Annotated in this window: 13 protein-coding genes; 6 read left to right on the plus strand and 7 right to left on the minus strand. The window is 73.1% G+C overall.

What is annotated here, in order from left to right; all coding sequences use genetic code 11:
• Positions 1-279: 279 nt before the first annotated feature.
• On the plus strand, positions 280-1,359 hold the full coding sequence (locus AB0K25_RS06555) for a ThiF family adenylyltransferase (RefSeq protein WP_363818919.1): 1,080 nt from the start codon (positions 280-282) through the stop codon (positions 1,357-1,359).
• 108 nt (positions 1,360-1,467) lie between these two features.
• Positions 1,468-2,799 carry an AarF/ABC1/UbiB kinase family protein gene (locus AB0K25_RS06560; RefSeq protein WP_208568071.1) on the plus strand — a complete coding sequence of 444 codons (1,332 nt, stop codon included), beginning with the start codon at positions 1,468-1,470 and terminating at the stop codon, positions 2,797-2,799.
• A 340-nt stretch (positions 2,800-3,139) separates the two neighbouring features.
• Here AB0K25_RS06560 and AB0K25_RS06565 read toward each other — a convergent pair whose 3' ends face one another.
• The 3 genes from AB0K25_RS06565 to AB0K25_RS06575 form a co-directional block, all read right to left on the minus strand.
• Positions 3,140-3,505 carry a WhiB family transcriptional regulator gene (locus AB0K25_RS06565; protein ID WP_208568070.1) on the minus strand — a complete coding sequence of 122 codons (366 nt, stop codon included), beginning with the start codon at positions 3,503-3,505 and terminating at the stop codon, positions 3,140-3,142.
• 131 nt (positions 3,506-3,636) lie between these two features.
• Positions 3,637-3,894 carry a hypothetical protein gene (locus AB0K25_RS06570; protein ID WP_219464588.1) on the minus strand — a complete coding sequence of 86 codons (258 nt, stop codon included), beginning with the start codon at positions 3,892-3,894 and terminating at the stop codon, positions 3,637-3,639.
• A 124-nt stretch (positions 3,895-4,018) separates the two neighbouring features.
• Complete coding sequence (locus tag AB0K25_RS06575; protein ID WP_208568068.1) at positions 4,019-6,196, minus strand: ATP-dependent DNA helicase UvrD2; 2,178 nt, start codon at positions 6,194-6,196, stop codon at positions 4,019-4,021.
• Between the two features lie 90 nt (positions 6,197-6,286).
• Here AB0K25_RS06575 and AB0K25_RS06580 point away from each other — a divergent pair, with 90 nt between their 5' ends.
• Positions 6,287-6,529, plus strand: coding sequence for a mycoredoxin (locus AB0K25_RS06580; RefSeq protein ID WP_219464589.1), 243 nt, complete (start codon positions 6,287-6,289; stop codon positions 6,527-6,529).
• Positions 6,530-6,594: 65 nt separating this feature from the next.
• On the opposite strand, the gene AB0K25_RS06585 is transcribed toward AB0K25_RS06580, so the two are convergent.
• The gene (locus AB0K25_RS06585) at positions 6,595-7,935 is read right to left on the minus strand and encodes an MFS transporter (protein WP_208568066.1); all 1,341 of its coding nucleotides are present in this window, start codon (positions 7,933-7,935) and stop codon (positions 6,595-6,597) included.
• A 234-nt stretch (positions 7,936-8,169) separates the two neighbouring features.
• Here AB0K25_RS06585 and AB0K25_RS06590 point away from each other — a divergent pair, with 234 nt between their 5' ends.
• From AB0K25_RS06590 to AB0K25_RS06600, 3 genes are all read left to right on the plus strand, one after another.
• The gene (locus AB0K25_RS06590) at positions 8,170-9,144 is read left to right on the plus strand and encodes a helix-turn-helix transcriptional regulator (protein ID WP_219464591.1); all 975 of its coding nucleotides are present in this window, start codon (positions 8,170-8,172) and stop codon (positions 9,142-9,144) included.
• Between the two features lie 75 nt (positions 9,145-9,219).
• Complete coding sequence (locus AB0K25_RS06595) at positions 9,220-9,438, plus strand: DUF397 domain-containing protein (RefSeq protein WP_208568064.1); 219 nt, start codon at positions 9,220-9,222, stop codon at positions 9,436-9,438.
• Between the two features lie 240 nt (positions 9,439-9,678).
• Positions 9,679-9,948 carry a hypothetical protein gene (locus AB0K25_RS06600; RefSeq protein ID WP_208568062.1) on the plus strand — a complete coding sequence of 90 codons (270 nt, stop codon included), beginning with the start codon at positions 9,679-9,681 and terminating at the stop codon, positions 9,946-9,948.
• Between the two features lie 49 nt (positions 9,949-9,997).
• Here the strand turns inward: AB0K25_RS06600 and nudC are convergent, their stop codons facing one another.
• The 3 genes from nudC to AB0K25_RS06615 are packed head-to-tail and all read right to left on the minus strand — an operon-like array spanning position 9,998 to position 13,574.
• Complete coding sequence (gene nudC / locus AB0K25_RS06605) at positions 9,998-10,945, minus strand: NAD(+) diphosphatase (RefSeq protein ID WP_219464592.1); 948 nt, start codon at positions 10,943-10,945, stop codon at positions 9,998-10,000.
• Positions 10,942-12,267: a pitrilysin family protein gene (locus tag AB0K25_RS06610; RefSeq protein ID WP_219464593.1), complete on the minus strand. Its 1,326-nt coding sequence runs from the start codon at positions 12,265-12,267 to the stop codon at positions 10,942-10,944. Before AB0K25_RS06610 ends, nudC begins: the two co-directional genes overlap by 4 nt.
• Positions 12,264-13,574 carry a pitrilysin family protein gene (locus AB0K25_RS06615; protein WP_219464594.1) on the minus strand — a complete coding sequence of 437 codons (1,311 nt, stop codon included), beginning with the start codon at positions 13,572-13,574 and terminating at the stop codon, positions 12,264-12,266. The genes AB0K25_RS06610 and AB0K25_RS06615 overlap by 4 nt, the downstream gene beginning before the upstream one ends.
• Positions 13,575-13,615 lie beyond the last annotated feature (41 nt).

Here is a 13,615-nt window from a genome sequence, read left to right on the forward strand (position 1 = left end):
GGGACGACCCGGCCGACCGATCCGCGACGACGCCCTCCGATCGGTGGGCAGCGCCCGCCGAGCGGAGGGCAGCGCGCACCGATCGCAGGGCAGCGCGCACCGGACGGCCCGCCCACAGCAGCCGCCCACTCCCCCGCCGGGCGATCTGTCAGCTGCCCGACATGACGCGCGGTGAGCTGTGGATAACCCGCCAACTCCTGTGGACAACGCTGGATCTGGCGCTGCGCACCTGTGGACAACGATCGACTCACCGCAGGGATTCGGTCACGATTCGTCATCGTGGCCCCCTCTCCTCCCGCACCCAGCGACGCTGCACTGCTCCGCCCCGTACTGGTGCCGGGTCTGACCCGGCTCTGGCGCGACCGGCACACCCTGCAACTGGGGTTGAACCCGGGTCGGGCCGTGCTGCTGGAAGTGACCGATTCGCGGGTCACCCGGCTACTCGACCTGCTCGACGGCACCCGGAGCGTCCGCGGCGTCCTGGCGGACGCGGTGCACGCCCAGGTCGACCCCGGCCAGGCGCGCGGGTTGATCGACACGCTGCACGCGGCCGGGCTGGTCGTACCGGCGCACACCCTGCTCCCCCGCGAGCTGACCGGCCCGGACCGGCTCCGGCTCGCCGCGGAGGCCGCAGCACTCGCCCTGGCCGCGCCCGCCCTGCCCGGCACCCCTGCCCAGGTGCTCCGCCGACGACGCGCCGCCCGGGTGGTGGTGGCCGGGGCCGGCCGGCTCGGCGCACCGGTCGCCGTGGCCCTGGCCCAGGCCGGTGTCGGGCACGTGGCAGCCGAGCTGACCGGCCCGGTGGACCCGGTCGACCTGGTCGGGTCCGGGTTGGCCGCGACCGACGTGGGGCGACCGCTCACCGAGGCGGTCCGGGACGCCGTCGCCCGCACCGCTCCGGGCACCCGGACGCACCCGGCCGGCCGACGCCCGGCCGCCCTGGTGGTGCACCTCGGCACGGACCGCCCGACGGACCTGCTCGCCACCGGGTACGCCCGCCGTCGCCAACCGCACCTGCTGCTCACCCTCCGGGAGGGGGTGCCGGTGGTCGGTCCCCTGGTCCGGCCACCGGTGGGCCCCTGCCTGCACTGTCTGGATCTGCACCGCACCGATCGCGACCCGGGCTGGCCGGGGTTGGCCGCGCAGCTCGCCACCGGCCCGGCCGACCGGTCCTGCGGCACGGCCACCCTGCTCAGCGCCGTCGGCTATGCGGTCGCCGAGGCCCTGGCCCAGGTCGACGGGGGCACCCCGGAGACGGTGGGCTGCGCGGTGGAGATCGGGTCGGCCGGCCGGTTCCGACGTCGGGCCTGGGCCCCGCACCCCGGCTGTTCCTGCTCCGGCCCCGGTCGCCCGCAGTGACGGGTGGGAGCGCGGTGGGCGTCCCACCGGGCCCGCGGAATGGGGTATGCGCCGACCCAGCCCAGCTTGGAGCAGCAGCGGGGCCGAGAAGTCGGTAACAATGGCCAGGTGACCGACATCCCGCGCCGCGCCGTGTCCCGGACCGCCAAGCTCGCCGCTCTGCCGCTCGGCTTCGCCGGTCGGACCGTCCTCGGGATGGGTAAGCGCGTCACCGGCATCGCCTCCGACGTCATCTCCGCCGAGATCCAGCAACGCACCGCCGAGCAGCTGTTCAGCGTCCTCGGGCAGCTCAAAGGCGGGGCGATGAAGTTCGGCCAGGCGTTGTCGGTGTTCGAGGCGGCGTTGCCTGACGAGATCGCCGCGCCCTACCGGCAGGCGTTGACCAAGCTCCAGGAGGCCGCCCCACCGCTGCCGGTGGCGAGCGTGCACAAGGTGCTCGCGGAGCAGCTCGGGCCGGACTGGCGGGACCGGTTCGTGGAGTTCGACGACACCCCGGCCGCGGCGGCCAGCATCGGCCAGGTGCACCGGGCGGTGTGGCGGGACCCGGAGACCGGGGTGTCCCGGTCCGCCGCCGTCAAGATCCAGTACCCGGGTGCGGGGGACGCGCTGCTCGCCGACCTCAAGCAGCTCTCCCGGCTGGGCGGGATGTTCCGGGCCATCCAACCCGGCCTGGACGTCAAGCCGCTCCTGGCCGAACTGCGGGAGCGGATCACCGAGGAGTTGGACTACGAGCTGGAGGCCGAGTCACAACGCGCCTTCGCCGCCGCGTACGCCGACGACCCGGAGATCTTCATCCCGGCGGTGCTCTCCGCCTCGCCCCGGGTCCTGGTCACCGAGTGGATCGAGGGGACACCGCTCGCGGACATCATCCGGGAGGGCACCGACGAGCAGCGCAACTCCGCCGGTCGGCTGATGGCGACCCTGCACCTGTCCGCCCCGCCCCGGGCCGGGCTGCTGCACGCCGACCCGCACCCGGGCAACTTCCGGTTGCTGCCCGACGGCCGGCTCGGTGTGATCGACTTCGGCGCGGTGGCCCGGATGCCCGAGGGTACCCCGGAGCCGATCGGCCGGTTGCTCGGGTTGTCGCTGCGTGGCGACGCCGACGCGGTCGTCGCCGGGTTACGCGAGGAAGGCTTCGTCAAGGCGACCGAGCCGATCGACGCGCAGGCGCTGCTGGACTACATCCGGCCCATGCTGGACCCGGTGGCGCAGGAGGAGTTCCGGTTCACCCGGGCCTGGCTCCGCGCCGAGGCGACCCGGCTGGCCAGCCCGAAGTCGCCCGCCTTCCAGCTCAGCCGGCAGCTCAACCTACCGCCGTCGTACCTGCTCATCCACCGGGTGACGCTGGGCTCGATCGGGGTGCTCTGCCAGTTGGAGGCGAAGGCGCCCTACCGGGGCATCCTGGAGCGCTGGCTGCCCGGTTTCGCCCCGGTGGCCTGACCGACGCGCGGCAGCGGGACCGGCGGCGGGCCGGCCCGGCCGACGGACGACGCGGGGGCGGTGACCGGAACCCGGTCACCGCCCCCGCGTATCGCAGGTGGTCCTAGAGAACGCCCAGGTCGCGAGCCGACTGGCTCCGGCTGCTCATCGCGACGGTACGGGCAGAACGGTGCGCCTCAGTGCTCGTGGTGGTACGACCGGCCTGAGGCTGGCGCATTCGAGCCCGGGACAACGCTTCGTGGAGTAGTTGCATCTCGGTTCCGTTCGGCAGGTGCAGCATCGTGGTCAACTTTCTCGCGGCCGATGGTCATCGGCGGGTGGGTGGAACGGATCGGGTAGGTCAGGCTGCCAGCCGGACCGCACTGCGCGAGGTGGCCACACCACTGGCCGCCATCCGCGCCTCGGCCTCGACCTGAAGGGCCGCGTCACGGGCGAGGTCCTCCTTGCGCGGACGGCCCCGGGGCCGCTTGCGCGGGACGACCGCGCCACGCTCGAAGATCTCGCCGCCCCAGACGCCCCAGGGCTCGGCCCGCTCGACCGCACCGGCCAGGCACTCGACGCGCAGCGGGCAGTCCCCGCAGAGCGACTTGGCCAGCTCCAGGTCGGTGGGCGAGTCGGAGAACCACAGGTCGGGGTCGAACTTCCGGCAGGGCAGGTTCGCCTCCAGCTCGACGCTCACGTCGAGGGGGGCCAACGCCAGACTCATCTCCCGGTCACCTCTCTCTCACTTCGATCTCGTGGATCGCAATTCCGACGTACTTCGACGGGCAAAAAACTGAGGCCGCGGATCCCGGTGAGCGGGTTCCGCGGCCTCGAGGTGAGCCGGTGGTCTGAGTGTCAGACCGGTCTACCTCGAGGTGGAACGCCGCGGACATCCATGCGCTGCTTAGCGACATCAATGCCCAGACCCGTGAAGCCACTGGTCCCCTCGGCTCCCGCAGTGGGTGCAACAGTCAGGTTCAGCTCGGCCTGAACCGAGACCTGGTGCACCTGCGGGTTCGACGGTCGCGGAGCGGCAAGGGCCACCCGGACAGCCGACAGCGGAGCGAAGGCAGCTGGCATCGCCGCCGGACGCTCATAAGTGATGATCTCCACGGTTGCCACCTCCCTCACGTTCCTCGTGCCGATTCGGACTCAGCCCCCGTGAGCAGCCGTTATGGCGCTGCTCCCGAGGTGCGTCCTGAGGCTATTCCTCGCCACGGGGCGAGGGCAAACGAATTTACGACGAGATTTCGAGAGTTTTCTCCGGGCCGATCTCGTCGACCGTCGCGCCCGCCACCAACGCCAGCACCGCCTCGCCGTACAGGCCGAGTTTGCGGGGGCCGATGCCGGCGATGGCGATCAGCTCCTCGACCCGGCCCGGTCGCCGTTCGGCCAGCGCGACCAGGGTGGCGTCGGTGAAGACCACGTACGCCGGGACCCGCTGCGCCCCGGCCACCCGGGCCCGCCAGTCACCCAACCGCTCGTAAAGATTCTCGTCAATGTCCGACGGGCAGGTCGGGCAGCGGCCCAGTTTGCGGTCCGCCCCGGCGAGCAGGGTCGCGCCGCAGATCCGGCAGGACACCACCTGGGTCCGCCGACGTTCCACCGCCCGTTTCGCCCCGGCCACCCCGCCCGACCGGCCCGCACCGGCCCGCTCGCCCCCACCGGTCCGGTCCAGCTGGGGCAGGAACCGCGACGGCCGGCGGGCCCGACCACCGGGCGAGCGGGCCGAGGCGTACGACAGCCAGAGCCACTGCCGGGCCCGGGTGATCCCGACGTAGAGCAGCCGCCGCTCCTCCTCGACCTGCTCCGGGGTACGCGCGTACGAGGTGGGCAGGGTGCCTTCGGAGAGGCCGACCAGGAACACCGCGTCCCACTCCAGCCCCTTGGCCGAGTGCAGGGAGGCCAGGGTCACCCCGTCCACCGTCGGCACGTGCTGCTGGGCGGCCCGACGGGCCAACTCGTCGTTGAAGTCCGCCAGGGTCGCCTGACGTTCCACCGTCGCCGCCTCGCCGATCGGCAGCACCTCGGGGCTGGCCGCGTACTCCTCGGCGAGCTGGACCAGGGCGGCGAGGGCCTCCCAGCGCTCCCGGGCGGCACCACCGGGCGGGGCGGCGTCGGGGGCCCAGCCGACCGCGGTCAACGCCTCCCGGACGGCGATCGGCAGCGGGGTGTCGCCCGGGATCGACCGGGTGGCGGCCCGCAGCGCCACCATCGCCTGGCGTACCTCGGCACGCTCGAAGAACCGCTCCGCCCCCTGCACCACGTACGGGACGCCGACCTCGGTCAACGCCTTCTCGTACGCCTCCGACTGGGCGTTGGTGCGAAACAGCACGGCGATCTCCTTGGCCGGGGTGCCCCCGTCGACCAGGGTCCGGCAGCGGGCCGCCACCGCGGTCGCCTCGGCCGGCTCGTCGGTGAAGATCCGCAGCTCCGGTTCGGGGCCGGGCGGGCGCTGGCCGTGCAGCTCCAGCCGCAGCCGCGCCTCGGTGCCCCGGGCCTGCCCGATCACCGCGTTGGCCAACCCGACGACCTGCGGGGTGGACCGGTAGTCACGCACCAGCCGGACCACCGTGGCCGCCCGGTGCCGACGCGGGAAGTCGATCAGGTACGCCGAGGTGGCCCCGGTGAACGAGTAGATCGTCTGGCTGGCGTCCCCGACCACTGTCACGTCGTCCCGGCCGCCCAGCCAGGCGTCGAGCAGCCGCTGCTGGAGCGGGTTGACGTCCTGGTACTCGTCGACGACGAAGTGCCGGTACTGGCCGCGTACCTGCTCGGCGACGTCCGGGTGCTCCTCGATGCCCCACACCGCGGCGCGCAGCATGTCCTCGAAGTCGATCACCCCGGAGGACCGCTTCAACCGTTCGTACGCGGTGAAGACCTCGGCCACCGTCGCCGGCTCGTACGGCGTCTCGCGCAGCGCCCGGGCCGCGGCGACCACGTAGTCCCCCGGCTCGACCAGCGACGACTTGGCCCACTCGATCTCACCGGACAGGTCCCGGGCGGCGGCCCGGTCGGCCCGCAGGCCGACCTTGGCGGCGGCCAGGGTGACCACCCGGACCTTGCTGTCCAGCAGTTCCGGCATGGCCCGGCCGGACAGTAGCCGGGGCGCGAAGTAGCGCACCTGACGCAGCGCCGCCGCGTGGAACGTCCGCGCCTGCACCCCGGGCACCCCGAGCCCGGTGAGTCGGGCCCGCATCTCGGCGGCGGCCCGTGCGGTGAAGGTGACCGCCAGCACGTGTCGTCCGACGATCTCCCCGGTCAGCACCCGGTGGGCGATCCGGGAGGTGACCGCGCGGGTCTTGCCGGTGCCGGCGCCGGCCAGGATGCAGACCGGGCCGGCCGGGGCGGTCACCGCCGACCGCTGCTCCGGATCCAGCCCGGCGAGGACCGACTCCGCTGAGTGAACCACCACAGCGAGGAATCATCTCAGCTCCGGCCGGTGTTGTACCGGTCAGCCTGGCCTGACCGGGCCGGGGCGCGGCGAACCGTGGAGGATCCGACGATGTTGACCATGTATTCCACCCCGTGGTGCGGCTACTGCCACCGGCTGAAGTCGCAGCTGGACCGGGAAGGCATCGGGTACGAGGTGGTCGACATCGAGCAGGACCCGAAGGCCGCCGACTTCGTGATGAAGGTCAACGGTGGCAACCAGACCGTCCCGACGCTGCGCTTCGCCGACGGCAGTGCCCTGACCAACCCCTCCATCACCCAGGTCAAGCAGCACCTGGCCACGATCACGGGCTGACCCCGTCGACCCGCCGCGGGGAGCGGCCGGCCCCACCGGGCCGGCCGCTCCCCGCGGTTGCGGGGTCACCGACCGGGGAGCCGGTGGATGGTGGGATCGGGCAGCGGCCGGCGGGGTGCCGGGATGTGGGCGGCCGGTGTGGGCGGGACCGGCGTCGGGGGTGTGGGCGGGACCGGTGTGGACGGGACCGGGGCGGGCGGGACCGGCGTCGGCGGGGCGGGCAGCCGCGGCGGGGTGAGCCGGCGACCCTGCCAGAGCCAGAGGCCGGCGACCGTGGTGACCACCCCCACCAGGACGAAGAGCAGCCGGTAGTCGAACACGCCGACCAGCAGCGCCCCCGTCCCGATGGAGACCGCCTGCGGCCCACTGACCAGCGCCTCGGAGGCCGCGGTGACCCGACCGAGCAGTCCCGGCGGGGTACGCCGCTGGACCAGCGTGGTCAGCCCGACCATGGTCAGTGGCAGGGACAGCCCGGCGAGCAGCAGGGCCAGCACCCCGAGGCGCAGGTCCGGCCAGGCCAGGGCCAGTGCGGCCGGACCGAACAGGGTCACCCCGGCGGCGAGCGCCCCCAGTTCGCCGACCCGACGCACGACCGTCGGCGAGAGCAGGCCGCCCACCAGGCCCCCGATCCCCTGCACGGTGATCAGCACCCCGACGAAGGCGGCGTCCCGGCGTAGTCCCTGATCGACGTACGCGAAGATCAGCGATTCGGTGAAGCCCATCACGAGTGAGCCCAACCCGTACCCGAGCAGGGCCCGGCGCAGGGCCGCCTCGTGGGTGAGGTGGCGCAGCCCGGCGCCCAACTCGGCCGGCCAACGCAGGGTGGCGGTGGCGGGCGCGTGCTCGGTCACCCGCAGCAGCCCCACCACGGCGGCGGCGACCACGAAGCCGGTCATCGCCAGGCTGGTCAGCAGCCAGCCGCCGACCGCCGCGTACAGGGCCGCCCCGGCGAGCGGGCCACCCAGGCGCAGGCCCTGCCGGACGGTCTGCAACGCCCCGTTCGCGTCGGCCAGCAGTTCGCTCGGCACGATCTGGCGGAGCAGCCCGCTCAGGGTCGCGTGCAACGTCAGGTAGGACAACCCGTAACAGGCTGCCACCACGTAGATGATCCAGACGTCGGCCCGGTCACGGACCAGGAAGAGCGGGCTGAGCACCAGCGCCGTGCCCAGGTTGGCGACCACGAAGAACGGTCGGCGACGGTAGCGGTCGACGACCCAGCCGATCAGCGGGGCCAGGATCATCGGCGCGATGATCGCGAAGATGGTCGCGCCGGCCAGCCCGTCGGAGCCGGTCAGGTCCTTGACCCAGATGGCGAGGGCGAGCAGCAGCAGCGACTCGGCCGCCATGCTGGCCAGCAGGGCGACGAAGAGCAGTCGGAAGTCGGGGCGGCGCAGGACGGTGCGCATGGGGTTCCCTCCGGCGGGGGGTGGCGTCCGGTGGACGCGTACGGGGGAACTGCCGCCAGCTGGGACGACGTCGTCCCCGGGCTCGGCCGGCACGTTCCACAGTCCTCTTTTTGACGCAAGACACGCCCTCGTCGGGACCTCCGACGCCGGTCGCGACGTCCATACTGACCGTGGGGGGCGAATTTCATACAGTTACCGCCGCGCCTCGCGACGGTCGACGGAATCGAGGACACCGTGCCTCCAGCCGTACCGAGTCCGATCCTGCGCCGACGCAGGCTCGGCAATGACCTGCGCCGCCTGCGCGAGGCGGCGGGACTCACCGGTGACCAGGTGATCGACCGGATCGGCTGGGCGTCGGCGTCGAAACTCTCCCGGCTGGAGAACGGCCGCAGCCGGCCCGACCCGGAGGACGTCAGCGTCCTGCTCGACCTCTACGGCGCCACCGCCGACCTGCGCCACGAACTGCTCGCCATCACCGACGAGGCCGGCGACATGCGCGCCTGGCGCAAGTCGTACCCGGTGATGACGCAGCAGCAGTTGGGCTGGGCGGAGCTGGAGGCGGGGTGCGCCCAGATCCGTGAGTACAACCCGGTCCTGGTGCCGGGGCTCCTGCAGACCGAGGGGTACGCCCGACTGCGGATCCTCTCGGCCGACGCCGCCGCCGCCGAGTCGGCGGAGCCGCCCGGGGACGACCCGGAGACCGAGGTCAAGGCCCGGCTGGGACGGCAGTCCCTGCTGGACCGGGCGGACGGCCCCCGGTACACGGCGGTGTTGGAGGAGGCGGCGCTGGGCCGGCGGGCCTGCCCGCCGGAGGTGCTGCGGGAGCAGCTCGCCCACCTCTGCGAGCTGGCCATGCTGCCGAACGTGACCCTGCACCTGCTGCTGCGGGACACCCGGATCGGGGAGTTCTACCTGCCACCGACGGCCTTCTCGCTCTACCGGTTCGCCGATTCGCAGGATCCGGAGACGTTGGCGATCGAAGGAGGCTTCATCGACGTCATGTCGACCGAGGTATCCACGGTAAATCGCTATAAAGTGGCATTTGAGTGGCTCTGCTCGGCGGCGCTCTCCGCATCGGACACCCTTACCTGGCTCTTCGCGGCAACGGGACGGCTGACCGACACGGCGGCCTCGTCCGTGGTGGCTCCGGGACCGACAGCAGCGCCGGCCCAACGCCGCCGGCAACCGGGGCGCCTGACGGAACGGTGACCCACACCGATCCGCCGGGGCCGGGCGACCGCCACTCGTTCCGTCGAGGCAGTTCCAGAAAGCAGGAGCAGAACCATGAACGAGATCCAGACCGTGCCCGCCGACGCGCGCTGGCACAAGAGCACCCGCAGCCAGACCTCCAACTGTGTGGAGGTCGCCCACCTGCGTACCGCGACGGTCGAGGTGGCGCTGCGGGACAGCAAGGACCCGAACGGCCCGGTGCTGCTGTTCCCGAGGGCCGGCTGGCTCGGCTTCCTCGCTGGCACCAAGAACGGACAGTTCGCACTGGACTGATCCCGGTCGCTCAGGGTGGGGCCGTCGGCAGGATTGCCGGCGGCCCCACCGTCGTCCGGCGGCCCCGAACCCGTCATCCCCGGACGGCAACCGGTCTGACCAGGCATCGGATGATCGGACAGGGACCCGGTCGATCGCCGCGTTTCACTTGCTGGGACCCCGCGCGGGCGTAACATGACGATTCAGTGACGTGGAAGTTCCACCACGTACCGGCCACCCGCGGTCCGTCCGGAGACAGCCATGCGTTTCCTGATCGTTCGTACCGACATCCGCACCGCCGCCGACATCGACCTCGCCGCCGCCTGGGCCGGCGGGGGCTGCCTACGCAACGAAACCACCACCCCGGAGTTCCGCCGGCAGACCGTCCACGCCGAGGACCGGGACGCGGCCCTGCTGCTGGCCCGCGCCCTGTCCACGGTGGGCGCGGTCCGCGCCGGCCGGCAGCGGGTCAAGGTGCTTCCGCTCGACGAGCCGGGCCGACGCTCCCGCAGACAGCACCCGCCCGGCTGACCGACGTCAGTCGGCAGACCCGCACGGCGTCGGTACGCCACCCGACCGGTCAGCAGTGCCCGTCGAGCCAGCGGTGGATCAGGAAGAGGGCGATCGACGACGGCGGCGGCAGGAGCACCCGGTCGCCGTCCCCGGCGTCCACCGCCCGACCGGCCAGTACCGCGCCGATGTCCCGCCGGGTGAACCACCGGGCGTACGCGATCTCCGTCGGGTCGACCCGCACCGGCTCCCGGGGGTCCGCCTCGGCCAGGTAGCCCAGCATCAGCGAGCCGGGAAACGGCCAGGCCTGGCTGCCCGCGTACGTGATCCGCTCGACCCCGACGCCGACCTCCTCGCGGACCTCGCGCAGCACCGCCGCCTCCGCCGACTCCCCCGGCTCCACGTAGCCGGCGAGACAGGAGAACCGCCGCTGCCCCGGGGTACGCGGCCAGGTGGCGTTGTTGCCGAGCAGGCAGCGACCCTCCGGTCCGCCCATCCCGTCGTGCACCAGGACGATCATCGCCGGGTCGGTCCGCGGCCACATCCGCTGGCCGTCCGTGCCCACCCGTGTCCAGCCGCCCTCGGCGACCTCGGTCCGGTGCCCCGACCGGGGTGACCAGCCGTGCCCCAGGTGCCAGTTGACCAGGGCGAGCGCCGTGGTGAAGATCCCCGCGTCCCGGTCGTCGAGCAGGTGGCCGATCTCCCGCAGGTTGGCCGCCCGGGTGCCCGGCAGGTCGGGGAGCGGGGCGTCCACCGCGAAGACCGGCACCCCGTCGGGCTCCACCCCCAGGAAGAGCGGGTACGCCTCCCCCGGCGGGCCGACCTCGGCGGCTTCCCGCAGCACCAGCACCGGCGGGTTCGCCTCGGTGTGCACCAGCGCCCGCCCGTCCCGGGTCGAGTCCAACACCAGCACCCGGGCCCGCTGCCACGCCTGCGCCAACCACTGCGGGTCGGTACGCCGGTGCGCCGCCCGGTCCAACGTGGACCGGGCCAGCGGGGGCGCGGCCTCCCCGCTCACGCCGACTCCGTCCGCACCGGGGTGAGGGCGGACAGTGGTCCGGCGACCCGCTCGGCGTCACCGAGCACCACCACGACCGCCCGCGCCGGGGCAAGATACCGGGCACCCGCCTCGGCGACGTCGTCGACGGTGGCCTTCGCCAGCCGGGCGGCGTGCTCGGCGAGGAAGTCCAGGCGCAGCCCGCTGCCCGCGTACGCGCTGGTCAACGCGGCCAGCCCGGCCTGGGTGGAGATGCCGAGCTGGAGGGTGCCCAGGGCGTACTGGCGGGCCTGCTCCAACTCGTCCGCCCCGGGCGGCACCGAGGCCAGCCGGCCCAGCTCGTACGTCGTCTCCAGCAGGGCCGGGCCGGTCACCTCGGTGGCCACCTCGGCCCCGGCGACCAGCACCGACCCGGCCACCGAGTGCTCGACCGACGAGTGCGGGCCGTAGGTGTACCCCTTGTCCTCCCGGATGTTCTCCGTCCAGCGGGACGAGAAGTAACCGCCGAAGATCAGATTGGCCAGTTGCAGCGCGGCGTGGTCCGGGTGGGTGCGGGGCACCGCCGGCAGCGCGATCCGCAGCGACGACTGCACCGAACCGGGCCGGTCCACCAGCAGCAGCGGACCGGGTTCCAGCGGGGGTGCCGGCGGCAGGGCGGCACCCCGGCTGTCCCCGGTCCAGCCGGCCAGGGCCTTCTCCGCCGCGTCCAACGCGCGTTCCGGCTGCACGTCGCCGACCAGCACCAGCACCGCCTCGGCCGGGTGCACCCGCTCGGCGTGCAGCCGGCGCAGCGCCGCCGGACGGACCGCGCGGACCTGGTCCGGTTCCGGGGTCTGCACCGCGTACGGGTGCCGGCCGTAGATCCGCCGCAGCAGCGCGGTACGGGCCAGGTGGGCCGGCTGGCTCTGCGCCACCTGGATCCGGTCCACCAGCCGGTCCCGCTCGGTCTGCACCCAGTCGGCCGGGTAGCTGGCGTCGGTCAGCACGTCCGCCAGGATCTCCAGCATCCGGTCCAACCCGGTGACCAGACCCGCACCGGAGAGCATCAGCCGGTCCGGGTCGGCCCCGGCCGAGAGCCCGCCGCCGACCTTCTGCAACTCGGCGGCGATCTGGGTGGCGGTGAGGGTGCCGGTTCCGGCCAGCACGGTCTCGGCGAGCATCGCCCCCCGGGCCAGGTGGGTCCGGCCGAACGGCATCCACAGCCGCAACTCCACCAGGGGGACGGCGGGCCGGCGTACCGCGAGCACGGTGAGCCCGTTGGGAAGCCTGCGCTCGGCCTGCTTGGGCAGCTTGAGCCGCCGGGTCGGACCGAGCGCCGGCAGCGCCCGGGTGACGCTGGTCATTTGGCACCTCCTGGGATGACCTCGATGGAGGCGCGGCGCTCCGGGCGCAGGGTGGCGGCGGCGGCGCGGACCTGGTCCTCGGTGACCTCGCCGACCAGCCGGGGCAGGTCGTTGAGCAGGCCCGGCTCGCCGCGCTGCTGTTCCAGCACCGCCATCCGCAGCGCCCGGCCGAGCACCGCGTCGGTGTCCCGCAGCAGGTGGGTGGCCATCCGTGCCTGGGTACGGGCCAACTCGCCGTCGGTCAGCCCGTCGGTGGCCAGCCGGTCCAGTTCCTCGTCGATCGTGCGCAACGCCTTGTCCACGTCGCCGCCGGGCGGCAGGTGCGCCTGGAGCAGCAGTGCGGTGGGGTCGCGGACGTCGAACGGGTCACCCATGAAGCCGAGGTAGCCGCCGAGGCCGGTGACGCTGCGGTCGCGCTGGACCATCCGCTCCACCAACCGGGACGCGTCCCCGTCGGTGAGCACCTCGGCGAGCACCACGTAGGGCAGGTAGCCGGCGAAGTCGACGACCGGGTCGGGCACCCGCCACGCCGAGGCCACCGCCGGCAACGGGGCCAACTGATCGGTGTACGAGGTGCGCCGCTCGACGGTCAGGTCCGGCTCGGTGAAGTCCGGACGCTCCGGGGCGGGTCGGGCCGGCACGTCACCGAAGTGCCGTTCGACCAGGGTGGTCGCCTCCGCGACGTCGATGTCCCCGCTGACCGCCAGGACGGCGTTGCCGCTGGCGTAGTAGCGGCGGAAGAAGTCGGCGGCGTCGGCGACGGTGGCGGACTCCAGGTCGTCGAACGAGCCGTAACCGTCGTGCGCGTTGGGGAAGGTGTCGAACATGACCGGCGGCAGGGTCAGCCAGGGAAACCCGCCGTACGGCCGGTTGAGCACGTTGACCCGGATCTCCTCCTTGACCACGTCGACCTGGTTGCGCAGGTTCTCCTCGGTCAGCCGGGGGCCGCGCATCCGGTCGGCCTCCAGGAACAGCGCCCGTTCCAGGGCGTTGCCGGGAAGCGTCTCGTAGTAGTCGGTGTAGTCCAGGTGGGTGGAGCCGTTGAAGGTGCCGCCGGCGCCCTGCACGTGCCGGAAGTGGGCAAGCTTCTCCAGGTTCTCCGAGCCCTGGAACATCAGGTGCTCGAAGAGGTGGGCGAAGCCGGTACGCCCCTGCGGCTCGGAGCGGATGCCGACGTCGTAGACGACCGCGACGCCGATCACCGGGGCGCTGCGGTCCGGGGTGAGGACCACCCGTAGGCCGTTGTCGAGGGTGAACCGCTCGACCGGGTATTTCGTCGCTGGAATTCTCGCTCTCCGGGTCGGCACGTGATCGACCCTAGCGTGTCGCCAGCGGTGACACGGCCGTC

It is taken from the genome of Micromonospora sp. NPDC049257 (assembly GCF_040678915.1).
GTDB lineage: Bacteria > Actinomycetota > Actinomycetes > Mycobacteriales > Micromonosporaceae > Micromonospora > Micromonospora antibiotica.